Below are 22653 nucleotides of genomic sequence, written 5' to 3' on the forward strand. Positions count from 1 at the left end.
GAATAAAATCTTTAATCCCTCCTAAAAATATCCCTCGTATAAACCTTCCCCACCACATCGTCCAAACAACTATCATAGCGGTTGGCGATGATGGCATGGCTCATCTCCTTGAACTTGGAGAGTTCGTTCACCACGATACTACCAAAGAATGAGCTACCGTCTTCCAGCGTTGGTTCATAGATAATAACCGTAGCCCCTTTCGCCTTGACACGTTTCATCACGCCTTGGATAGAGGACTGACGGAAGTTGTCGCTGTTCGATTTCATGGTCAAGCGATAGACACCGATCACGCATTCCTTTTCCTCCGTTTGAAGGAAACTGTTACGCTCGCTATAACCGTAATATCCCGCCTTCGCCAATACCTGATCGGCGATGAAGTCCTTGCGGGTGCAGTTGCTCTCCACGATGGCGGTCATCATGTTCTGGGGAATGTCTTGGTAATTGGCCAACAATTGCTTCGTATCCTTGGGAAGACAGTAGCCCCCATAACCAAAGCTGGGGTTGTTGTAATGCGTACCGATACGGGGATCAAAGCCTACCCCTTGGATGATGGCTTGCGAATCCAGCCCTTTTACCTCAGCGTATGTGTCTAATTCATTGAAATAGCTGATACGCAAAGCGAGGTAGGTATTGGCAAACAACTTCACTGCCTCAGCCTCCTTCATGCCCATGAACAGGGTGGGGATATCCTGCTTAATAGCTCCCTCTTGCAACAGGGCGGCAAATGTTCGAGCCGCCTCTTCCAATACCGAAAGATTAGCAATACGGCAGATGGCCTCGTTTTCTTCCTTGAACCGCTCGTCGGCGATCAGCTTCGGATAACCAACGATGATACGGCTGGGATAGAGGTTGTCGTATAGGGCCTTGCTCTCGCGTAGGAACTCCGGGGAGAACAACAGGTTAAAGCTCTCAATCCCCTTATTGGCGTATTTCAAGTAAAGACTCCGGCAATAGCCTACAGGAATAGTGGATTTAATCACCATCACGGCATGGGGATTGACACTCAACACCAAGTCGATCACATCCTCTATATGGTGCGTATCGAAATAATTCCTTACCGGGTCGTAGTTCGTGGGAGCCGCAATAACAATGAAATCGGCATCACGATACGCAGACGCTCCATCCAACGTGGCCGTCAATCGCAAATTCTTCTCTACCAAGTATTTCTCGATATACTCATCCTGGATAGGAGACTGCCTACGGTTCAGCTGCTCTACCTTCTCCGGTATCACGTCCACGGCCGTAACCGGATGATGCTGCGCCAGCAAAGTGGCGATACTCAATCCTACGTAACCAGTTCCGGCCACGGCGATCTTGATTTCTTTTGACATATTGTTATTTGATTTATTACTACATTCAATTTGTCCCAAGGCATGGGATACAGTACACTTCTAAGCCATTTACCCGATCAGGTAATAGTGACTTATCAGGTCCGTCAAATCTCATCCGGACTTTCACTATCACCACCGCCATCAGTCGGTTTGCCGCCGATCCAGACTTACGTACTCACACTATAGGGCGTTAGTAGATGGCCTGCGCCAGCAACTGCATTGTCACTGTCAACGTGTACTTGACCTCGGTCAAGCCAGCGGGTAAAAGCAGCGTGAGCGAGGAGGGAAGATGATGGTGATGACGATTTGGTTGTCAGTCTTGTTGTCGGTGGTCACCGCATTGTCAATAAGCCAACCTTTCAAAACTTTCTTCATGGTATTTTTGATTTAAAGGAGGGCAGAATCGCTCTCCTTGGTTGTCCTTATTAGAATTTCTTCCCGAACGCTATGTTCAAGAAAGTCTTCACCAATATCTTGAAATCGAACCACCACGAGCGGTGCTCCAGATAGAACAAGTCATAGCGTAAACGACGAAGCATCTTCTCCAGCGTGTCCGTATAGCCATTGTAGAGCGTAGCGTAAGAAGTCACGCCCGGACGGATCTGATAAAGATAACGATAGCGGGGATCACGTTCCATGATCTGGTCGATGTAGAACTTTCGTTCCGGACGGGGGCCGATAAAAGACATATCACCGATAAAGACATTCCACAATTGAGGCAACTCGTCCAAATGATGCTCACGCAGGAACTTGCCCACACGGGTCATACGGGGGTCCGCACCTCCTTTGTAAAGGGCGGGTCCGAATTTCTCAGCATCCAGCCGCATACTGCGGAACTTATAGATATGAAACGGACGGCCGAAACGACCGATACGCTCTTGTTTGAAGATAGCCGGGCCGCCATCCTCACGCCTCACGACGATATAGCAAATTAAAAACAATGGAGAGAATATGATCAAGGCGATGAAAGCCAAAAAGCAATCCCCTACTCGTTTCACATTCCGTTCGAAGGCATTCATCCCATCCGGGATAAAATCAGCAGGTTTTTCCAAACTCTCTTTTATAATCATGTCTAATCAGTCATTCAATAAAGGCAATCCTTTCACCTCGCCGGCGTGCCACTCTTGGTAGTCCTCCAAGGAGATTCCGGGTACAGTTAATTGCTTGTAATCCTTATCGTTCCTTCGCAAGATGTGTTTGCGGGCATACGAACGGAGCGAACGATCCGTCACAGATACCATCACCACAGGAAACGGGTAGCCGAACAAACGCATCGGCGTGGTCTCGCTATCTGGGAACGTGCGGCGCAACTGATAGGCCGAACACTCGAAAGCCACCCAGTAAGGACCCGTACAATACAGGTGGATGGAAGCGGTATTCGTACGCTCACGGTTCATGATATCACTCAAATGCTCGTTCAGCAACCTCACCAAACGAACGCCGGAAGGAAGGGAAGACATATTTTGAATTATGAATTTTGATTTAAACTGTCACTTGTCAACTCTATTGGTGTTTTAGCCAGCGATCGTAATCGTCCAGCCTACGGATCAAGGACAACTTGCTTTTCTTGGGTGAAGACTCACCTCGCCACGGATCTACCACCTCGTGTGCCATCTGTCGGTAGAGACTGCTGTCCGTACAGCCGTAGAGCGTGACCAGCAACAAGGCACGAGATTGCGCCGCCTTTACCACAGGGAGCATGCTTCGCATCGTGGCGAGCAAGCGCACGAACTCATCCTCCTCGCCCAACAGCTTGTAGGCAGGAAGAAGAGACGAGTAAATCTTACAACGCATCACATCCGTCTCCACGCACAGGGAACCATAGCACCTCAACACCTCATGTGCCAAGCGGGTATCCTCCTCCACTACGCTACCGGAGGTGTGATAACGCCCCAAAGCATCGTGCAAACCCTCCCGCAGGCGGTCGTTGTCCAAATGGGTATAGACGTGCTTACCCTTGGTGTTCAGCTCGATCAACTCATACTCACCCGTTTTCACCTCAAACAAGGGAACCCACATACAATCTAGGATACGCACCATAACATTTTTATGCCCGCCACCCGGCTGGATCACCACCTCCGCTTCCATTCCGGCGAAATAACCGGACGTGATACGCACACAATCACCTTTCAGCAGGCGATCGCTGTCCGGCACGTACACTGGAAGCTCGTTAGAATAAGATTCCGCCACCCAACGTAAATTCCCCATCTCGTCATCCGAGAGATAAGGGAAATGGGTTATGCCTCCGGAAGAAACCCGGGGAAGGAAATTGTATAGGGGAAGTGTACGTTTCATCTGGAAGATCTCCTCTACCGAGGCACGGACAAACACATAGTTGAACAGCAGGGGCCGCTTCGTGTTAACCATCTTTCCGTCCACTTTTCTTACTTCCACATATGAGGGGGCGAAATACTCGAACAACGTTTCCCCACGACGCTTGCGCCGGGAAAGCTCGGCATCCAAGCTTTTTGCGGGGCTGATCTTGTCGCGCCTCCCACCACCTGCGGTTGGAAGCGTGAGCACGTACCAGCGTACGACCTTCAGATCATAGCGCTTACCAACTTGCGCCATACCCCTCTCCGAGTAACCGTCTCTCAAAACATTCACCATTATGATTATCTTTTCCTAAGATTATATCAAGATATTCACCCAAGTCTCACAACAATTCAAAGCCCTACCAAGAGCGCCCTATTTACTCCTGATAAACAACACTTTATATCTTTTCAAAATGGCTTTTCTGAAAATCACCATCGTTTGAAATATTAAGCTACTTGGGAAGTAGCGTAGCAGGCTGGAAAATGGTTATCACCCAGTTGTAGAGACGGAGCGTGCTCCGTCTCCCACCGTCTGATAGTAATTTTGAATACCATTTTGAGGGGATGAGACGGGGCACGCCCCGTCTCTACAAGAATGTATGTTCAATTTTTAAGGGGGACGTGATGATTTAGGAAATACGAGATCATTTCGTCTCTATTGCCATGTCTATACACTAGGAATAAGAACGAAGATTTAAGGAGAATCGAGATCGGAGCACAAACAAAAGCCCAATGATTGTTTGCTATTTGTTATTTTTTATTACTTTTGCGCCGTGAAAGAAATACGCTACTTCCCAAGTAGCAAGCCTCTTACCCCACTTTAGGTATCGGTTTACACACGCTCTCAAAACAATTCCGGTTTACCGTCGATAAACGTTCCAACGAAAAGCTCTTCAAATAGATCTGTGTTGTCTTAATAGACTTATGCCCTAGCAACTCACTGATAACCTCGATCGATACATCTTGTTCCTTCAAGAACGAGGCGAATGAATGACGGATCGTATACGAGGTGACCGGAAGCGTAACGCCTGTCGATCTCGCCAGCGACCTCAAGTCGCGATTAAAGCGAGACAAGGCCATGTTATATTCCTTGTAGGCCGCCTCACCAGTTCTCGTTCCACTCAAAAAAGGAAATAAATAAAGGGATCCCTTTGCTGTACAAGCAGACAACTCCTCCAGCAGTCGCAACGCCCCGGAAGGGATCTCCAACTGTATGAGAGACCCGCTCTTCTGCCGATGATACAGCAATATCCCATCTCGAATATTCTCCCATTTCAAATGCGCAAGATCCACAAACGCTATTCCGCTGAACGCAAACATCAACCGGACGGTCAACTGCACACGCCGCAAAGACCGATCCTCCAATTGAGCGTTAAACATACGCTCCAGCATCTCTTGCGGCAACGCCTTCTTCCGCTTACTCTCAACGCCCGTGAAAACATCTTTGAACAGGTTGGGAACAAAGGGAGCCTCACCCGCCTCTACAGCCAAGTTATAAATATGACGAATCCGGCGCATATAGGTAGATACCGTATTCAACGAACGCCCCTTGTCCAACAACCATGATTGATAGCACAAAAGCCTGTTCCTATTAATATGGATATAAGGAATCAACTCCATACCGCAGAAACGCTTGAACGAATTCAAGGCATCCTGATAACTCTTAGCCGTGGAATACCGTTTTTTCTCACGCAGACAAGCCATGTAGATCGACAGGCCCATAACAAAATCTTCTTCTTTTTTCATATCTTCTCCTTAATAAAAAGCCAAAAATACTACCTTTGTACGCTGTGTAAATAAAATCTATACAGATGAAGCAACACCTACGACCTATCATGTTTGTCGGAACCTGCTCTGATGCGGGTAAAAGCGTTATTAACGCAGCCTTTTGCCGTATTTTCAAGCAAGATGGCTATCAGCCGGCACCTTTCAAGGCACAAAATATGTCTCTCAACTCTTACTCTACCCCGGAAGGTGGCGAGATGGGCCGGGCGCAAGTCGTGCAAGCGGAGGCCTGCGGTATTTCCCCGCATACGGATATGAACCCGATATTATTGAAGCCGACAAATGATAAAAGCTCGCAAGTCGTATTAAACGGAAAGCCGGTCGGCAATATGTCTGCCAAAGATTATTTCGGGATACAAAGCCAGAAAGAGGAGCTATTCAAGGAAGCCATCAAAGCCTTCAATCGCTTGGAAGCCCGCTATAATCCGATCGTACTGGAAGGAGCCGGAAGCATCTCTGAATTGAACCTGCGAGACCGAGACATCACCAATATGCGTATGGCGATGGCCGCTGGAGCTTCCACCTACTTGGTAGCGGATATAGACCGGGGCGGCGTATTCGGTTCCGTATATGGGACGATCGAGCTATTACGGCCGGAGGAACGGGCTTTAATGAAAGGAATAATCATCAATAAGTTTCGTGGAGATGCCTCTTTATTCGATGAAGGACGGAACCTACTAAAGGAATTGACCGGAATTCCCGTGGTAGGCGTGATCCCATGGTTTCGGGATATCAAGATAGAGGAAGAAGACTCTGTCGCGTTGGATATGAAAAACAACACCTATAAAGACGGAAAAATCAATGTCGCCATCATTCTGCTGAAACGAATGTCTAATTTCACCGATTTTGATGTATTGGAGATGGACTCTCGTTTCAATCCGTATTACACCAATAACATCGATGAGATAGAGAAAGCAGACATCATCCTGCTTCCCGGCTCGAAAAATACGCTATCAGACCTACAGAGCCTACGGGCCAACGGGATAGCGACGGCGATAATCCGGGCGTATAAAGCGGGCAAGAAGGTGATCGGTATTTGCGGCGGCTATCAAATGATGGGAGTCCGCTTGGAAGATCCTGAAGGTATCGAAGGAAATATCCCGGCGATTCCCGGTCTAGGTCTATTACCTCAATGCACGATCATCGAACAGGAAAAAATCACGAGACAGAGCGATTTCGTTTTCCTCCCCTCCTCCGAAAACAAGCATTGCAAAGGATACGAGATACATATGGGACGAACCACCCTATTAAACGGCTCTCCCGAGCAACCCGTAGCCCGGCTGGAAGACGGACGGACAGACGGATATTACCTCGACAACCGATGTTGGGGAAGTTATATGCATGGTATCCTTGATAATCCGGTCGTATTGGATAACTTAGCCGAGGGTTTTGATACGGAAACGACTACAGCCCCTTTCGATTATGCCGCTTTTAAGGAAGAGCAGTATGACAAACTCGCCGCTCTCGTAAGGGAGCACGTGGATATGGAATATATTTATAACAGTATAAAAAACTAATATCATGAACAGACGTACTTTTATGCAAAAAACCGGGCTTATCATGTCCGGGCTTACTTTATCACCGCTTATCGGTAAATCGTATTCCTCTATATACGGGCAAACCGCCCCTAGCAACAAAGTAAAAGTAGCTCTCATAGGATGCCGCAGCATGGGATACGGGGATTTAAATACTTTTCTTGATTATCCGGAGACGGAATGCGTGGCGCTTTGCGATGTCGATGACGAATGGCTGAACAAACGGGCCGCCGATGTTGAGAAGAAAACAGGGAAAAAAGTACCTCACTTATATAAAGACTGGCGGCGGGTGATCGATAACAAAGACGTAGACGTAGTCATTATCGGTACGCCGGATCATTGGCATTGCCTCCCGACGGTATGGGCTTGTCAAGCGGGAAAAGACGTATATGTAGAGAAACCTCTTTCCAATACGATCGAGGAATGTAATCTGATGGAAAAAGCCGCCCGTAAATACAACCGGATCGTACAGGTAGGCCAATGGCAACGTAGCGACCCACATTGGGACGAAGCGGCCAATTTCTTGAAAGCCGGTAATATCGGACGAATCCGTACGGTCAAGGTATGGGCTTACCAAGATGGCAAGCCAACACTTCCGGTCAAACCGGACTGCGACGTTCCTGCCGGCGTGGATTATGATATGTGGCTGGGCCCGGCTCCCAAGCGTCCGTTCAATCCTTATCGTTTTCATTATAATTTCCGCTTCTTCTGGGACTATGCCGGAGGCTTGATGTCGGACTGGGGTGTACATTTATTGGATTATGCCCTTGAAGGAATGAACGCAGGCCTTCCCACCCGTGTATTCTCGGGCGGTGGCAAATTCGCCTATCCGGACGATGCCATGGAAACGCCAGATACGCTGATGGCTACTTATGCCTATAAAGATTTTAATATCATCTGGGACCATGCCTGCGGGATCAATCATGGACTTTATAATCGTAAGGAAGGATTAGCGTTCTATGGAGAGAATGGCACGATGGTACTCGATAGGGCTGGTTGGGAAGTTATACCGGTCGTATCCGAGAACGTTGCCCGCATGGAAGCCGTTCCTTTTAAGAAAGGAGAAGGTAAAGGGCTTTATAACCATGTGGGAAACATGCTGAGTTGCATTAAAAGCCGTGAGCTTCCAAACGCAGATGTCGCTATAGGTGCCCGTGTAGCGAAGATGGCTCACCTGGCGAATATATCTTGCCGGGTTCAACGGGAAGTTCATTGGGATGACAAAAACAACTTGTTTGTCGGCGATGATGAGGCTACTGCTTTGTCGAAAGCATATTACAGAGCTCCTTGGGAATTACCCAAGTTGTAACGATCCCAGCATAACGTTAAAATTTTGACAAACAATAAACAATGCCCTAGCAAGGTTGTTAGAACTATAAAAATGAGCAACAATACGTTTAATTCTAAATTTATACAGCTATGGCAAAAAAAAGCGTCAAGATTTTAAGGGGAAAATTGGATGTCGACTATTTATTATCCCAGCTAAACGCTGCGTTAGCGGAAGAATGGCTAGCATATTATCAATATTGGGTAGGAGCCTTGGTCGTAGAAGGAGCCATGCGTTCCGACGTACAAGGAGAGTTTGAGGAACATGCCGAGGAAGAGAGGCACCATGCCCAATTATTGGCAGACCGGATCATTGAGTTGGAAGGAATCCCGGTGCTCGATCCGAAACAATGGTTCGAGTTAGCCAGATGTAAATACGATTCACCGACAGACTTTGATGTAGTAAGCCTTCTAAACCAGAACGTGGCCTCCGAGCGTTGCGCTATCTTACGTTATCAAGAGATCGCTAAATTCACGGACGGCATCGATTTCACCACCTGTGATATCGCCAAGCACATCCTGGCCGAGGAAGAAGAACACGAGCAAGATCTGCAAGATTATCTGACAGATATCGCACGAATGAAAAAATCTTTCCAGAAATAACTCAGGAAAAGGAAACTCATTTACGGTAAAAATCCATTGAGGGAATGCCTATAGGTATTTCCTCAATGGATTTTAACTTTGATCTCTGGCGCTAACGTTGCGCTCCATGCAATAAAGCGTCATATAATAAGGCATCTGCCACTTCCATGGCGATTTCCTCATCTTTCAAGTTCCTTAAGATGGCCAAGCCGAACTCGAACATAAAGCCCGGGCCTTGGCTTGTAATAATATTTCCATCCTGCTCTACCCCATTATCTGTAGGAATAGCGCCAACCATCGTCGGTTCAAAGAAAGGAAAACACGTAGCCTTTTTCCCCTTCAACAACCCCAAGCCTCCTAAAACCATCGGTCCGGCGCAGATAGCCCCGATAAGTACGCCCTCCTCGTTTTTCACCTTGACCAGTTCTTTCAAACGAGCATGTGCGTTCAAATGGTTACTCCCAGGCATTCCACCCGGCAAGACCAAGGCATCGACGCAACAGAAATTCGCCTCCTCGAAAAGATAATCAGCCATGACAGGAATGTCATGCGCCCCTATCACCAACCGGTCTCCCGTAATGGATACCATCATAACCCGTACGCCACCACGTCTTAAGACATCAATCGTACCCAGGGCTTCTATCTCCTCGAAGCCTGTCGCTAAAAAGACAACCGCATTTTTCATTTCTTTTTTATTTAATAGTAGAATGTATTCTAAACAGAAAGATCACCTACATTCCATAGCAGCCTTATTCGCAACAAGCAATGGCAAGGTGAACCAGAAAGTGGAACCTTTGCCAAGCTCCGACCGTACGCCGATCTCGCCTCCCAATTGCTCTACGATCATTTTACAGATTGATAGTCCCAGACCTGCTCCTTGATAAAAATCATCCAGTTTCACGAAGCGTCCAAAGACCGACTCCAGCTTATCTTCCGGTATCCCGATTCCGGTGTCCATCACGGAGATGCGCACAAAGAGATCCTCCACCTCATAAAAGAGTGAGATAAACCCCTTAGAAGTAAACTTTATAGCATTAGATAGAAGATTCAACAGAACCTGTTCTACCCGGTGCGGATCAATCCACAGACGGACGGAAGGCATAGCGACCGAGTTATACAACAATGCCACATCGGAAGTCATCTTCAGAGATTGTACCACATAGGCCTCTTGGCAAATATCCTTCAACTCAACTTCCGATACGTTATAATTGAGTAAACCGGATTCAATTTTCGACAAGTCCAAGATATCGTTGATCAATTTCAACAACAAATCGCAATTCTTATTTATGATCGAGAAGCATTCCCTTTGTTCACTGGCATTGCCCGTTTCCGTCACGAGATGGGCGAAACCAACAATAGCGTTCAGCGGAGTACGGATCTCATGGCTCATGTTTGCGATAAAAGCGTTTTTCATTTTATCAGCTTCCTGTACTCTCACCAGCTCTAATTGGTCCCGACGTTGTTTCGTGATATCACTCAGCATGACCAACAGCAAAGGCGAGGCTCCCGGATCTGGATTCGTAATCAGCAGACGTACGATATTTACAATACTCACCTCTCCATTCGGTTTCTCATACTCGGCCATTTCCTTCACCATACGCCCTGTCTTGATCGTATGATAATCTTCCGTCCGTATCTCGTGTGCCCGCCGGGAATCGGGGAAAAGCTCGAAATCCGTCTTCCCCAAAATATTTGCGGCCTTAGCTCCCATAAACTCCTCAGCCGCCTTGTTAAAATAGATATACCGGAAACCATTGAAAATATCTTTCACCATGATCTCCACAAATACGTTCGACAGGATCGTATCCATTAAGATATTCAAGAAGTTAATCGTATGCTGGCTTTGCCGCATCTCACGCTCGTTATCGCTTGCAGATGGTGTCAAAGTGGCTTTTTCCAGATCGGCCTCCAGTTTCTCGATCTTTTGAATCAATTCTTCTTTGGAAAGGTGGTCATATTTTCCCATGGCCTATATATAAAGTTAAATTGCGTAACGGACAAAAATAACTATTATTTTTTTATTTACAACGGCTTACTTCCTAATAATTCTCACTTTTAAATGGTTATTACTAATATTTTGACACAAAAGCATGGCATTATCCAAAATAAAAGATACATTTGCAATCTAATTTCATGAATTAACACACTCTAATTGAAAAAACGATGATGTATTGGCAGAAAGAAATAGAGACCATGGATCGTAAAGATCTGGAGAAACTTCAACTGGAACGACTGAAACAAACCATAAAGCTAGCGGGAAACTCTCCTTTTTACGGTAAGATATTCAAAGAAAGAGGAATCACCCCGGACAGCTTTCAGTCTTTGGAAGACCTGCAAAAACTTCCGTTTACAACGAAAGATGATCTTAGAAATAACTATCCGTTCGGATTGGCAGCTATCCCGCTACAGAAATGCGTGCGTATCCACTCCTCCAGTGGAACGACAGGCAATCCTACCGTTGTCTTACATTCTGCCAAAGACTTGGATCAATGGGCTAATCAAGTAGCTCGTTGTATGTATATGGTAGGGCTAAGGGATACGGACGTATTCCAGAATACATCCGGCTACGGTATGTTTACAGGGGGCCTTGGTTTTCAATACGGCGCAGAGAGACTCGGAGCGTTGACCGTACCCGCCGCCGCAGGTAACACCAAGCGGCAAATCAAATTCATCACCGACTTCGGCACGACCTGCCTACATATCATACCGAGCTATGCCACCCGTTTAGCTGAGGTGATGTATGAGGAAGGGATAGATCCGAGAAAGGATACCAAACTGCATACCGTATGTATCGGAGCCGAGCCTCACTCGGAAGAGCAACGCAAACGCATCGAGCAGCTTCTGGGTGTCAAAGCCTACAACTGTTTTGGCATGTCGGAAATGAATGGGCCGGGTGTAGCGTTCGAGTGTACGGAGCAAAACGGCCTGCATATTTGGGAAGACAACGTGATCGTAGAAATCGTAGACCCGGTTACCTTGCGACCGGTACCCGAAGGGGAAGTTGGCGAATTGGTATTAACGACCATCAACCGGGAGGCAATGCCTTTACTCCGTTACCGTACCCGTGACCTTACCTGCGTACTGCCGGGCGATTGTCCTTGCGGACGTACTCACAAACGCCTCGCCCGTTTCAAAGGACGTAGCGATGATATGATTATCTTGAAAGGCGTGAACCTGTTCCCGATCCAGATCGAGAAGATATTGATGCAGTTCAAGGAATTAGGTAGTAACTACTTGATTACGCTCGAGACGATCGGTAACAGCGACGAGATGTTAATAGAAGTAGAGCTAAGCGACCTATTCACCGATGATTACTCCGCTTTGCAGCGTTTGACAAAAGATATCACCCGACAGTTAAAGGATGAATTACTACTTACGCCACGTATTAAGCTGGTAGCCAAAGGATCTTTGCCAATTACCGATGGTAAGGCTGTACGAGTGAAAGACCATCGCAAGCTTTGTTAAAAAGAAACAATTAAAATAATACCTTATGACAGTCAATCAAATTTCTATTTTCCTTGAAAACAAGTACGGGAAATTAAGCGAGATATTAGCGTTATTAGCGGAAGAACACATCCGTATTATCGCAGCTACCGTAGCCGATACGTCCGAGTATGGAATCCTTCGTGTCATCGTAAGCGATCCCCAGAAGGCATACAAGATATTAAAAGAGAACAATGTCAGCGCGAACCTGACCGATGTATTGGCGATCGTAACCAGCTCGTGCGCCGGAAGTTTCGCCGAAACATTATCTCTTTTCACGAAAGCGGGAATCAGTATAGAGTATATGTATTGTTTCTCCATCCGCGAGAAAGCGATCTTGATCTTGCGAACAAACAATCGGGAAAGCGCCCGCGAGGTAATCCGCCGACAGAACCTTGAGTATATCTGTGAGAGCGACCTAATTAAACTTTAACAGATACAGATATATGTTCGGAATCAGCAACCCCGGTATTTGGCTGGCTTACCTTCTAGCGTTCGCCTGCCTCCTGTTTTCCATTTGGTTCGGAATAACCACCTGGAATAAAGAAGACGACGAAAAAACAAACTCTACTAAAGAATCACGAGAATGAGTACGCTAACATTAGGCATTATTGTTATCATTTACATGTTTGTAATCGCTTGGTTAGGGTATCTCGGATACAAGCAAACGAAAAACGCCAGTGATTATTTATTAGGAGGACGAAAAGTAAACCCCATTATCATGGCCCTGTCTTATGGGGCCACCTTCATCTCGGCATCGGCGATCGTTGGTTTCGGTGGTGTAGCCGCTACGTTTGGCATGGGAATCCAATGGCTCTGCTTATTGAACATGTTCATGGGCGTAGTGGTAGCCTTCATCTTCTTCGGGCGAAGAACCCGGAAGCTAGGTGAGGAACATAACGCACGGACTTTCCCGCAATTATTGGGATTGCACTATAAATCCCGGTCCATACAGATCTTCATTGCCTCGATCATATTTATCGGCATGCCCCTTTACGCAGCCGTGGTAATGAAAGGAGGTGCCGTCTTCATCGAACAGATGTTTCACATAGATCTCCATCTGGCTTTGTTGATTTTCACCTTGATCGTAGCGGCCTATGTAATCACTGGTGGAATCAAGGGAGTACTTTATACTGATGCGCTACAGGCGGTCATCATGTTCGTCTGTATGCTATTCCTACTATTCTGGTTTTACCATATCATGGACATGGGCTTTATCGAGGCAAACCAGAGGTTGACGGATATCGCTCCCATGGTGCCCGAGCGTTTCAAGTCATTGGGGCATCAAGGGTGGACAGCTATGCCCATCGCAGGTTCTCCCCAATGGTATACATTGGTCACCTCATTGATCCTTGGCGTAGGAATCGGTTGCTTGGCACAACCACAGCTAGTCGTACGCTTCATGATGGTAGAAAGCACCAAACAACTAAACAGGGGGGTGTTGATCGGTTGCGTGTTCTTAATTGTCACGGTAGGGGCGATTTACCATGTGGGTGCCTTGTCTAACCTATTTTTTCTCAAGACAGAAGGAGTAGTCGCATCCGAGGCCGTGAAAGATATGGATAAGATCATCCCCCTATTTATCAACAAAGCGATGCCGGAATGGTTCGGGGCAGTTTTCATGCTATGCATTCTCTCTGCCAGCATGTCCACCCTTAGCGCACAGTTCCACACCATGGGAGCGGCTTTCGGAGCAGACGCATTCCCCAAACTGGGACGTGGCAAGAATCCGAGCTCTACGCTGGGTGTACGTATCGGCGTGCTATGTTCTATCTTGGTTAGTTACGTGATCTGCTATGCGCTAAGCGCAAGTATCATCGCACGAGGTACCGCTTTATTCATGGGTATTTGCGCGGCAACATTCCTGCCAGCCTATTTCTGCTCGCTATACTGGAAAGGGGCTACCCGGCAAGGGGCCGTGGCTAGTTTATGGGTAGGAGGTTTGGCCAGTTTATTCGCCATGTTATTCCTTCATAAGGCAGAAGCGGCCCCGGTTGGGTTTTGCAAGGCCTTGTTCGGGCAGGATGTCTTGATCGACGTATATCCGTGGTATGCGATAGATCCGATCTTATTCGCTTTACCATTATCTGCGATAACGATTGTTTTGGTTAGCTTGGTAACCCAAAGAAAGACTGTTTAGCTTTTCTTATGAACCGCAAAACACTAATTAGCACTTATTTTATTGACAGATATATAGAATGCAGTATATTTGCACTGTGGTTTTTTCATAATAGTATTAGATTTAAGGTTAACAAAGTTGGTTAGGGGTTGCCGGGAGGCAATCCTTAATTATTTTATAGAGGTCTAGATATGATTAAATACATTTTTTTGCTATTCATACTTTGTTGCTCCGGTTGCCGGCACGCACAAAAAGAAGATGCCGTAATCAAGGTTTCGGTACTTCGCGGCCCATCCGTTATCGCATTCGCCGATTGGCTTGAGAATCCTCCAGCTATAGATAACAAAAAAGTACAAGTGAAAGTGGTAGACTCGCCCGACCTGGTACAAGCCTCATTGATCAAGCGAGAGACCGACATAGCCGTTCTCCCCATGATTAACGCTGCGAACCTATACAACAAAGGGATCAAGATTAAGTTGGCGGGATGTCCGATCTGGGGAACCCTTTACCTCGTAGAGAGATCCCCGGTGAAAGAAATATCGTTGTACGTATTCGGCAATGGTACGACTCCTGATATCCTTACCCGGTATTACCTAAGTCGCCAACGATTGGATTTTCCTTTGAATCATGCTTTCAATACCGCCGGGGAAATCACCCAAGGTATCTTAGCCGGAAAAGTAGATCGTGCCGTACTCGGGGAACCGTTTCTAAGTATCGCTTTGCGGAAGGACAGCAGTTTACGAATAACCGCAGACTTAAATCATTTTACAGATAACGATACCATCGGATTCGCCCAAACAGCGGTCGTATATACCCCTGCGATGGAGAAATATCGTATCGTCTTTGAGGATGCCTTAAGAGCCTCTTGCCAAAAAGCAATACAATACCCGAAAGAGACCATCCAATCCTTGGAAGAGCATGGAATCTTCACCCAAGGGGCCTTGACCCCAGAAAGTGTCGAGCGGTGTAAGATCCATTATTTATCGGCTATCGAGGCGAAAAACGCTGTCATGGATTTCCTTCGTCTCATCGAACAGTATGAACCCAAGGCCGTTGGCGGGAAGCTTCCCGATGCCGGATTTATCCCTGAGGAAGAATGAAATTGAGAAAAACGATCACAACGATAGTCGCTACCATTATCCTGTTGGCGGGGTGGCAATTATTCGCCGTTATAGCCAACCAACCGGAGCTGATACCTTCACTTCCGCAACTTGTACGGACACTTTGTGAACTGCTCGTCTCCGGTAATTTCTATCAGTCGGTCGGAGCGACCATTCTCCGGGGAATCCTAGGTATATTGATCTCATTCATTTGCGCGATAGGGATGGCTGGGGTATTCGCTCGTTTTGAGTGGGTGTATGAATTATTCAGACCCCTACTCGCTATCATGCGTTCAATCCCGGTTATATCCTTTATACTTTTAGCTCTTATATTCCTAAACCCGGAAAGTATCCCTTTGATGATCGCTTTTCTCACCATGTTTCCGTTATTAACGGAGAATCTGACACGGGGAATCCTCGATCTGCGCCCGGGTTTATCCATTATGGCTCGTCAATTCCAGATCAAACGTTCCAATGTCTTATTCCAGATCATCTATCCGCAGTTAAAGCCCTTCTTATATAGCGGGCTTGCCTCTGCCACCGGATTCGGTTGGCGTGCGATCATTATGGGAGAAGTCCTGTCTCAATGCGCATTCGGAATCGGAAGCGAGATGAAAAAGGCGCAAAACTTTATCGCTGTCCCTGAGCTGCTTGCTTGGACTATCGTGGCGGTATTCATCAGTTTCTTTTTTGACAAGGGTATTAGCAAAATATCGGTTATCATACCCAAAATATCATTTGCAAGTAAGGACAAGGTCATCCCAACCCTTACATTATCTGCTCTAGACACCAGAGGAATAAGCTATCTATACGGTATACGGCATTTTTCTTATTCTTTTCAGAAAGGTGTTATTTACGGGATTAGCGCACCTTCGGGCAAAGGAAAAACAACGTTATTAAACTTGATCGGAGGTATCTTATCGCCTACGGAAGGGGAGATACGTCCTACGATACACTTTAGAATCGCCACCGTGTTTCAAGAGCCATTACTCCTATCCCATCTAACCGCAGAAGAAAACATCATGTTCCCCCTCTCCTCTTTTCTCACGGAGGAGAAAGCTCGGCAAATCGCCCAAAAACATTTACAGGAAATGGAAATGGAACCTTTCAGAAACCGATATCCGAAAGAACTCAGCTACGGACAGCAACAACGTATCGCCATAGCAAGAGCATTGACCTACCCTTCCCCCCTCCTTTTGATGGACGAACCATTCAAGGGCTTGGATGAAGCCTTAAGCCATCGCATTATAAGACGAATACAAGAAAAGCAAACGAAAGAAGAGCGAATTATTCTTTTTACATCACATAATCCGGATGAGATAAGGTTGTTGGCGGATGAGGTGATTAGGTTATAAATATTTTATAGTGCCGATTCATCTAAGATCCAAGCCGAATTGGGTTGGTATCTACATGAATTATTATGAACACATGTATTCCAATAGATGATTACCAACGAGTAAAACCATGATTGTCTTTTAATAATCTTGTTACCTTGGACAACAAATCCCTGCTATTTAACGTGAGTTCGATATAAAATCAAAACTATCTTTTATCGTAACCCTCATTCATCTTTATAAAAAATGGTGTACTTCTCTTGTAATTGTTTTACTATTATTTTAATAGTCTTTTTGCTCCTCATGTGTTTCCCCCGCATTTTTGTTTTTACAGGCCGGATAAAACAGTTTTTGTTCTCCATGATTTGCAAGGTTTACAATATATAAAGGTGCTCGTTCATGGGCATACCGTATTTCTTATTCCTTGGCCTTGTTGAGATGTAAAGCCTCTGTTGTTATTTCTAATTTTGTGAGAGAAGAGTTTATTTCATTTATATTGATATAGGAAACATCATAAGGTTCTAAAGACAAAGATATGATTCCGTTTTTCGGTTCATATATCTTATCCTTGACTCGTATGGCTTTATTTATTATCGGCATATTCCGAATTTGAATACTAATTTTCTTGACCTTGCTTGAATAGTTTACTACCATGATACCGGTTTCCTTTCCATCACTTGCGGCCAACGCATAAATATCTTTCGGTATATGTTCCAACATTATTTCATTGCCCAAACGGTATAACTCGCCAAAATACTTGAACACAGTATAGGTGGGAAGTAAGACTATATTCCTTTTTTCATAATCCAACTTATATAGTCCGGTCCAAAATCCCGGCATATCGGATGCATAATATACAGCCCCTTTCAATTCTTCGATTGCTTGAAAATGGACAAGTTGCTTTGCAACCCAGGCGGCTCCTTGTTGAGTTTGGATAAAATCATAAGTTTGTTCCATATTACCATTAGGAGAGTAAAAATTCCATTCTCCCAAAATAAGATCAGCATTAAGACCATAGTATTGCAACTCTTGTCTTAACATTTCTACCCGATTCTTACTTGATGAAAAATCATGGGTGTAAACATGAACAAAGCAATGATTGATTCTTAAATTGTTTTCCTTTATACACTTATATATCTTTAAACGATTTTTCTGATGTAAAGCATAAGCCGGTGAAATATCAATGTTCGGATGTTTAGACAATATATGCTGACACACTGTTTTATAGAACTCACAATACTGTTCGATTGTACCACTCCAACATGATTTATTATCAGGTTCATTCCATACTTCCCACAAAATGTTTGTATAATGATAGCCATTGTCCCACCCATCTTCGTAATGAGCGATAATCCGTTCTACAATATATGCCCATTTTTTGAAATCACTCGGTGGGGTATTATTTCCAGCAAAATACCATTCATTTTTTATATTTTCTCCCAAACGAAAAATTATTTTAGCTTTGAGATGACTTGCTGTACTGAGTAATGTATCGGTAGCCTCAAAATTATATGATTCCGGCAGAGAAGCATCTGCATTGAAATCAGGGAATATCTTGCTGACATTGACTGCCTCATTTTGTTTTTCATTCGTAAACTCCACATCATGATAACGAATAATCGGAATATTCAAATCCTCAAAAGCCGTACGCCAATCGATATGAAAACGATTGTCCTGAAACCAATATAAAGGACCATTTCCCATCCCGTTCAATGGCTTAATCTTTTGTTTTATTAAAAGATTACCACTCTCATCAGTAGGTATACATGTTATAATTGAGGCAGAATATTCAAATTCATTATCAGTCGTGCAAGAACAAGAGATGATATTGATCAAGAATAAAATAGAAAATAATAAAAAAGACAATCCTCTCATCATTTTATCGATAATTTAAACTAATTCGTACTGATCTAATAAATGATTAGTTTCGTAAGGAGAATTGAACATCAATACATCTATAATAGAAAGGTTAGGTATAAATGGCATATTATCGAATTGCTTATATGATAACTCTTGGTCGGTCTGCACAAAAGATAAAACGATATTATGACGCTGAAATATTTCTCTATCATACAATTCCCGCCCACCAATAGCATTATAATACGTATCCGCATCCAGTTTCTTGCAAATTGCCAGCACTTTATCTGTTCCTTTCAATGAATTGTCTTTTTCAATATCTGAAGACAATATAATTTTCGTGTCGATATTCAAGTACGACAATATTTGCTTGAAACTATGTGTCAGGAACAAATCCAGTCTTTTTTCAGGATAAGAGAAGATCACATTCATCAGTTCCATCACCGATGGAAAATAACGAGCTTTAGAATAATTAAAATCCAATGTCTTAGTCAACTTACTAAAATCATCTATAATCCGGATGTCTGTAAAATGCTTGTTCTGACTTGCCCCTTGTAGACAGATATTGATAAGTTGTTTCTTCCCTCCGATCAGAATATTATTCCGCGCCACCCAACCGCGTTTAATATAATTCACGTCATTATAGACTACAAATATGTCAACAGCCTTCATCAATTGGAAATAACCAATATAAGGCATAAAATACGGTTGCATAATCCCTACTTTCATTTCACAACCAATTTAAGTATTCGTTCTACATCTTCATCAGTCAAAAGATGGTGTAATGGGAGACAGATTACTTGCTCAGCCATTCGTGTAGCATTGGGTAAATGTTCCGGTCTTGCGCTGTCAAATCCCCGATATGGAGTAAACGTGCTTATCAATGGATAAAAATAGCGGCGTCCCCACACATTTTGTTCCTTCATTTTAAAATAAAGAGTATCTCGATTCATGCCATATTCTTCCTCGTTCACAAAAATTGGGAAATAGGCATAGTTATGTTTAACACCCGGCAAATCATCAAAGAACGAAATACCTTTTACCTTTCTTAATGCTTCCCGATAACGCAGTACCACGTTGTGGCGATGGTCAATAGCCTTGTCAACCTGCTTTAAATTTAGCAAACCATACGCAGCACGTACTTCATCCATTTTGCTATTGATACCCGGCGCTATCACATGAGTTTCATCAGTTATACCGAAATTCTTAAGATTGTCAATTCGCTTTTTGGTAGATTCATCACTCATTACCATTGCTCCACCTTCTATAGTGTTATATACTTTAGTAGCATGAAAACTAAGTGTTGATAAATCTCCTTCTGCCAAGATACTTTTTCCGTTTATCTCTACGCCAAAAGCATGGGCCGCATCGTAAATTATTTTCAAACCATATGCATCAGCTATTTCTTGTATACGTTTTGTATCGCAAGGGTTTCCATATACATGTACAGGCATAATGGCAGAAGTATGCGGTGTGATAGCAGCCTCTATCTTATCGGGGTCAATATTTCCTGTTTTGGGGTCAATATCTACAAAAACAGGAGTAATATTATTCCACCATAGAGCATGGGTTGTTGCAACAAAACTGTAAGGAGTTGTTATAACTTCACCGGTAATACGCAAGGCTTGCAATGCTATAATTAAGGGTAACGTTCCATTAGTGAACAAACTGATATAGGGTATTTTTAGGTATTCACATAAGGCATTTTCTAATTGTTGATGTAAAGGCCCCCCATTGGTTATCCACTTATGTGCCCAAATGTGTTCAAGAGATTTGTTAAAAATCTGTAGTTCAGGCAATAATGGGGTCGTAACTGTAATAATTTTCTTTTCGTATATATTTCCCATATAACCTTTTATTTATAAATTCAAAACAGTAATCCGACGTGCCGAATCTTTTTTTAACCAGCCATCAATATCTTCCAAGTAACTGTGATAATGAATAACTCCGTTGATTTCTTCTCGTTTAAACTCAACAGCCCCTAATCTTTTATGCAATATCAATACACGTCTATCTGTAGTTTCTGCACGTAATCTTTTCATTCCTACTTTTTGTGCGATTATTAAAATTGCATGAACAAAATCATTAAGATGATAGCCTTTCTCCTGTGCTTTTTTACTAATGCTGACATTGGTTATGTAACATGTCTTAGTTTCCATATCATTACAATAGAAATTTGCCATACCTATAATTTCATCATTTTCCATCACTGCTATAGTTACAGCTTTAGAAATTATTTTTTTTACATAATCTCCAATATTTACCCGCATACTCATTGGAATGTCATAATCGGCATCCGTTTTTTTCATATACTCTACTACTTTTTTGTAAGTACTTTCATCATTAGCTAGTTTGACAAAAAATTTATCCATTACATTTAATATTTGATTTATAGACGAATAATTCAAGATTCAATCTTGTATGAAGATTTATATTATTTTTTTAGCCTTACTTGGGCTAAAAAAAATTTTAAATCTTTTGAATGAAAGAGCGATGACACAGCTATGTATGTAGTTATACTAACAAATATGCCCCATAGCAATTCTTCTATATAATTCTCAGTATAGATTTTCTGAACAAAATACATACAAGCCCCCATGACTATTGTATAACCAAATACAGGCATCAAAATTGTTATTTGTTTTATAAATCCTACTTCTATCAATTTCCCAGTATAATATGTATTCAGAATCCAAGAAAGAAAAGAAACGACAATCGCTCCTATACAGATTGCACGGATACCAAATGGTATGGCTATAATAAGTAGTAATAACATCATACCTTTCTTTATGACTTCTAAGCGAAGAAATAAATCTGACCGTCCTTTCACTTGAAGTAAATTCAAGTTTAGCGCATGAATGGGGTAAAGCATGAAAGCAAAGCAAAGCAACTGCAAATATTCAGCACAGGGCAACCACTTTTCAGTAATCATCAATACAATTAACGGGCGTGCCAGCAAAGCCAAATCAACCATTAAAGGAAATATGACAAAAGCAGACAGACTTAATAACCGTTTATATATAAATGCCAACCGCTCATCATCATTTTGTATTTGGCTTAACATAGGTAATGTTACCCGCGAAAGTACTCCGGAAAAAACATTGCATGGTAAAGAGGCATACCCGAAGGCTCTTGTATAATAACCCAAACTGGATGCAGAGAAATATTTACCGATAATCAGCGTATATAAGTTGTTCCCGAATACGTCTAACACGCTTGACAGCATTAATTTAGAGCCAAAACCAAACAATTCACGGAATGACTTCATGGAAAATATAAGTTTCGGTTTCCAAGATGAATGCCACCAATAAAGTATACAAGATGTCAAAGTACCAATCACCCCGGACCAAGCAATCGCCCATACTCCCCAACCGTTATATGCCAATCCAATGCCCGAGCCGCCCTTTATCAACGCAGAAACAATGGAATATTTTGCTTGAGTTTTAAAATCCATTTGTATAATCATGCGGGTACGTTGTATCAAATTAAACGCATTGATAACAAAAGGAATAGCTGCGATTTTCACCAAATCTTTTAACTCTGGCGCACTATAAAAAGATGCAATAGCGGATGCCGATAAAAGCAAAATTGTGTAGAGTACAATACCCGTAATGATATTGAAATAAAAAGCAGTACACATATCGACTTCTGTCCTGTCAGTTTTTCTAATCAGAGCCGTAGATAGTCCGCCATTCATGATGGCATCTGAAACAGCCGTAAAGATTAACAACATCCCCATCAGTCCATAGTCAGATGGAGATAGAATGCGAGCCATATAGATGCCAGTCAGAAAATTAATAATTTGAACGGAAAAATTATCCGACAAGTTCCATAAAAAACTATTAAAAGTTTTTTTTCGTAGAGTCATAAAAGTATAGTGAATAAT

Annotated in this window: 22 protein-coding genes; 9 read left to right on the top strand and 13 right to left on the bottom strand. The window is 43.6% G+C overall.

From position 1 onward, the window contains the following. Window positions 1–11 precede the first annotated feature (11 nt). The 6 genes from Q0110_RS06310 to Q0110_RS06335 form a co-directional block, all read right to left on the bottom strand. Window positions 12–1331, bottom strand: coding sequence for a nucleotide sugar dehydrogenase (locus Q0110_RS06310; RefSeq protein ID WP_297904361.1), 1320 nt, complete (start codon window positions 1329–1331; stop codon window positions 12–14). A 249-nt stretch (window positions 1332–1580) separates the two neighbouring features. Continuing rightward, the gene (locus tag Q0110_RS06315) at window positions 1581–1706 is read right to left on the bottom strand and encodes a hypothetical protein (protein ID WP_297904364.1); all 126 of its coding nucleotides are present in this window, start codon (window positions 1704–1706) and stop codon (window positions 1581–1583) included. Window positions 1707–1756: 50 nt separating this feature from the next. After that, window positions 1757–2401 carry a sugar transferase gene (locus Q0110_RS06320; RefSeq protein ID WP_297904367.1) on the bottom strand — a complete coding sequence of 215 codons (645 nt, stop codon included), beginning with the start codon at window positions 2399–2401 and terminating at the stop codon, window positions 1757–1759. A 6-nt stretch (window positions 2402–2407) separates the two neighbouring features. Next, window positions 2408–2791 carry a hypothetical protein gene (locus tag Q0110_RS06325; protein WP_297904370.1) on the bottom strand — a complete coding sequence of 128 codons (384 nt, stop codon included), beginning with the start codon at window positions 2789–2791 and terminating at the stop codon, window positions 2408–2410. A 43-nt stretch (window positions 2792–2834) separates the two neighbouring features. Next, a complete protein-coding gene (locus tag Q0110_RS06330) occupies window positions 2835–3941 on the bottom strand; it encodes a transcriptional regulator (protein WP_297904373.1) in 1107 nt (368 codons plus the stop codon). Window positions 3942–4456: 515 nt separating this feature from the next. Continuing rightward, complete coding sequence (locus Q0110_RS06335) at window positions 4457–5392, bottom strand: site-specific integrase (RefSeq protein ID WP_297904376.1); 936 nt, start codon at window positions 5390–5392, stop codon at window positions 4457–4459. Between the two features lie 65 nt (window positions 5393–5457). Between Q0110_RS06335 and Q0110_RS06340 the strand changes: the two genes are divergently transcribed. From Q0110_RS06340 to Q0110_RS06350, 3 genes are all read left to right on the top strand, one after another. Continuing rightward, window positions 5458–6948 (top strand): cobyric acid synthase, encoded by a 1491-nt coding sequence (locus Q0110_RS06340; RefSeq protein ID WP_297904379.1) that lies wholly within the window; start codon window positions 5458–5460, stop codon window positions 6946–6948. 4 nt (window positions 6949–6952) lie between these two features. After that, window positions 6953–8275 carry a Gfo/Idh/MocA family oxidoreductase gene (locus Q0110_RS06345; protein ID WP_297904382.1) on the top strand — a complete coding sequence of 441 codons (1323 nt, stop codon included), beginning with the start codon at window positions 6953–6955 and terminating at the stop codon, window positions 8273–8275. 110 nt (window positions 8276–8385) lie between these two features. After that, on the top strand, window positions 8386–8895 hold the full coding sequence (locus tag Q0110_RS06350; RefSeq protein ID WP_297904387.1) for a ferritin-like domain-containing protein: 510 nt from the start codon (window positions 8386–8388) through the stop codon (window positions 8893–8895). A 91-nt stretch (window positions 8896–8986) separates the two neighbouring features. Here Q0110_RS06350 and Q0110_RS06355 read toward each other — a convergent pair whose 3' ends face one another. Both Q0110_RS06355 and Q0110_RS06360 read right to left on the bottom strand, forming a co-directional pair. Then, the gene (locus tag Q0110_RS06355) at window positions 8987–9559 is read right to left on the bottom strand and encodes a DJ-1 family glyoxalase III (RefSeq protein WP_297904390.1); all 573 of its coding nucleotides are present in this window, start codon (window positions 9557–9559) and stop codon (window positions 8987–8989) included. Between the two features lie 42 nt (window positions 9560–9601). Then, window positions 9602–10840: an ATP-binding protein gene (locus tag Q0110_RS06360; protein WP_297904399.1), complete on the bottom strand. Its 1239-nt coding sequence runs from the start codon at window positions 10838–10840 to the stop codon at window positions 9602–9604. A 197-nt stretch (window positions 10841–11037) separates the two neighbouring features. Here Q0110_RS06360 and Q0110_RS06365 point away from each other — a divergent pair, with 197 nt between their 5' ends. The 6 genes from Q0110_RS06365 (at window position 11038) to Q0110_RS06385 (ending at window position 16931) form a co-directional block, all read left to right on the top strand. Continuing rightward, window positions 11038–12339, top strand: coding sequence for a phenylacetate--CoA ligase (locus Q0110_RS06365; protein ID WP_297904402.1), 1302 nt, complete (start codon window positions 11038–11040; stop codon window positions 12337–12339). Between the two features lie 25 nt (window positions 12340–12364). Continuing rightward, window positions 12365–12790 (top strand): acetolactate synthase, encoded by a 426-nt coding sequence (locus tag Q0110_RS06370; protein ID WP_297904405.1) that lies wholly within the window; start codon window positions 12365–12367, stop codon window positions 12788–12790. Window positions 12791–12803: 13 nt separating this feature from the next. Further along, window positions 12804–12947 (top strand): symporter small accessory protein, encoded by a 144-nt coding sequence (locus Q0110_RS18300; protein ID WP_366139651.1) that lies wholly within the window; start codon window positions 12804–12806, stop codon window positions 12945–12947. After that, window positions 12944–14497 (top strand): sodium:solute symporter family protein, encoded by a 1554-nt coding sequence (locus Q0110_RS06375; RefSeq protein WP_297904408.1) that lies wholly within the window; start codon window positions 12944–12946, stop codon window positions 14495–14497. Before Q0110_RS18300 ends, Q0110_RS06375 begins: the two co-directional genes overlap by 4 nt. 170 nt (window positions 14498–14667) lie before the next feature. Further along, window positions 14668–15576 carry an ABC transporter substrate-binding protein gene (locus tag Q0110_RS06380; RefSeq protein ID WP_297904411.1) on the top strand — a complete coding sequence of 303 codons (909 nt, stop codon included), beginning with the start codon at window positions 14668–14670 and terminating at the stop codon, window positions 15574–15576. Next, window positions 15573–16931, top strand: a complete 1359-nt coding sequence (locus Q0110_RS06385) for an ATP-binding cassette domain-containing protein (RefSeq protein WP_297904414.1) — start codon at window positions 15573–15575, stop codon at window positions 16929–16931. Before Q0110_RS06380 ends, Q0110_RS06385 begins: the two co-directional genes overlap by 4 nt. A 396-nt stretch (window positions 16932–17327) precedes the next feature. On the opposite strand, the gene Q0110_RS06390 is transcribed toward Q0110_RS06385, so the two are convergent. The 5 genes from Q0110_RS06390 to Q0110_RS06410 form a co-directional block, all read right to left on the bottom strand. Beyond that, window positions 17328–18788, bottom strand: coding sequence for a hypothetical protein (locus Q0110_RS06390; RefSeq protein WP_297904417.1), 1461 nt, complete (start codon window positions 18786–18788; stop codon window positions 17328–17330). A gap of 12 nt (window positions 18789–18800) precedes the next feature. Then, window positions 18801–19496, bottom strand: a complete 696-nt coding sequence (locus tag Q0110_RS06395) for a WbqC family protein (protein ID WP_297904420.1) — start codon at window positions 19494–19496, stop codon at window positions 18801–18803. Further along, a complete protein-coding gene (locus Q0110_RS06400) occupies window positions 19493–20614 on the bottom strand; it encodes a DegT/DnrJ/EryC1/StrS family aminotransferase (RefSeq protein WP_297904422.1) in 1122 nt (373 codons plus the stop codon). The genes Q0110_RS06395 and Q0110_RS06400 overlap by 4 nt, the downstream gene beginning before the upstream one ends. A gap of 12 nt (window positions 20615–20626) precedes the next feature. Continuing rightward, on the bottom strand, window positions 20627–21139 hold the full coding sequence (locus Q0110_RS06405; protein WP_297904425.1) for a hypothetical protein: 513 nt from the start codon (window positions 21137–21139) through the stop codon (window positions 20627–20629). A gap of 62 nt (window positions 21140–21201) precedes the next feature. Further along, window positions 21202–22635, bottom strand: a complete 1434-nt coding sequence (locus Q0110_RS06410) for a lipopolysaccharide biosynthesis protein (protein WP_297904428.1) — start codon at window positions 22633–22635, stop codon at window positions 21202–21204. Between the last annotated feature and the right edge of the window lie 18 nt (window positions 22636–22653).

This window comes from uncultured Parabacteroides sp. (genome assembly GCF_947855115.1).
GTDB lineage: Bacteria > Bacteroidota > Bacteroidia > Bacteroidales > Tannerellaceae > Parabacteroides.

Excerpts from the sequence above, each read along its gene's own strand:
- Q0110_RS06310 (WP_297904361.1), bottom strand. The coding sequence starts at position 1,331 with ATGTCAAAAGAAATCAAGATCGCCGTGGCCGGAACTGGTTACGTAGGA.
- Q0110_RS06315 (WP_297904364.1), bottom strand. The coding sequence starts at position 1,706 with ATGAAGAAAGTTTTGAAAGGTTGGCTTATTGACAATGCGGTGACCACC.
- Q0110_RS06320 (WP_297904367.1), bottom strand. The coding sequence starts at position 2,401 with ATGATTATAAAAGAGAGTTTGGAAAAACCTGCTGATTTTATCCCGGAT.
- Q0110_RS06325 (WP_297904370.1), bottom strand. The coding sequence starts at position 2,791 with ATGTCTTCCCTTCCTTCCGGCGTTCGTTTGGTGAGGTTGCTGAACGAG.
- Q0110_RS06330 (WP_297904373.1), bottom strand. The coding sequence starts at position 3,941 with ATGGTGAATGTTTTGAGAGACGGTTACTCGGAGAGGGGTATGGCGCAA.
- Q0110_RS06335 (WP_297904376.1), bottom strand. The coding sequence starts at position 5,392 with ATGAAAAAAGAAGAAGATTTTGTTATGGGCCTGTCGATCTACATGGCT.
- Q0110_RS06340 (WP_297904379.1), top strand. The coding sequence starts at position 5,458 with ATGAAGCAACACCTACGACCTATCATGTTTGTCGGAACCTGCTCTGAT.
- Q0110_RS06345 (WP_297904382.1), top strand. The coding sequence starts at position 6,953 with ATGAACAGACGTACTTTTATGCAAAAAACCGGGCTTATCATGTCCGGG.
- Q0110_RS06350 (WP_297904387.1), top strand. The coding sequence starts at position 8,386 with ATGGCAAAAAAAAGCGTCAAGATTTTAAGGGGAAAATTGGATGTCGAC.
- Q0110_RS06355 (WP_297904390.1), bottom strand. The coding sequence starts at position 9,559 with ATGAAAAATGCGGTTGTCTTTTTAGCGACAGGCTTCGAGGAGATAGAA.
- Q0110_RS06360 (WP_297904399.1), bottom strand. The coding sequence starts at position 10,840 with ATGGGAAAATATGACCACCTTTCCAAAGAAGAATTGATTCAAAAGATC.
- Q0110_RS06365 (WP_297904402.1), top strand. The coding sequence starts at position 11,038 with ATGATGTATTGGCAGAAAGAAATAGAGACCATGGATCGTAAAGATCTG.
- Q0110_RS06370 (WP_297904405.1), top strand. The coding sequence starts at position 12,365 with ATGACAGTCAATCAAATTTCTATTTTCCTTGAAAACAAGTACGGGAAA.
- Q0110_RS18300 (WP_366139651.1), top strand. The coding sequence starts at position 12,804 with ATGTTCGGAATCAGCAACCCCGGTATTTGGCTGGCTTACCTTCTAGCG.
- Q0110_RS06375 (WP_297904408.1), top strand. The coding sequence starts at position 12,944 with ATGAGTACGCTAACATTAGGCATTATTGTTATCATTTACATGTTTGTA.
- Q0110_RS06380 (WP_297904411.1), top strand. The coding sequence starts at position 14,668 with ATGATTAAATACATTTTTTTGCTATTCATACTTTGTTGCTCCGGTTGC.
- Q0110_RS06385 (WP_297904414.1), top strand. The coding sequence starts at position 15,573 with ATGAAATTGAGAAAAACGATCACAACGATAGTCGCTACCATTATCCTG.
- Q0110_RS06390 (WP_297904417.1), bottom strand. The coding sequence starts at position 18,788 with ATGATGAGAGGATTGTCTTTTTTATTATTTTCTATTTTATTCTTGATC.
- Q0110_RS06395 (WP_297904420.1), bottom strand. The coding sequence starts at position 19,496 with ATGAAAGTAGGGATTATGCAACCGTATTTTATGCCTTATATTGGTTAT.
- Q0110_RS06400 (WP_297904422.1), bottom strand. The coding sequence starts at position 20,614 with ATGGGAAATATATACGAAAAGAAAATTATTACAGTTACGACCCCATTA.
- Q0110_RS06405 (WP_297904425.1), bottom strand. The coding sequence starts at position 21,139 with ATGGATAAATTTTTTGTCAAACTAGCTAATGATGAAAGTACTTACAAA.
- Q0110_RS06410 (WP_297904428.1), bottom strand. The coding sequence starts at position 22,635 with ATGACTCTACGAAAAAAAACTTTTAATAGTTTTTTATGGAACTTGTCG.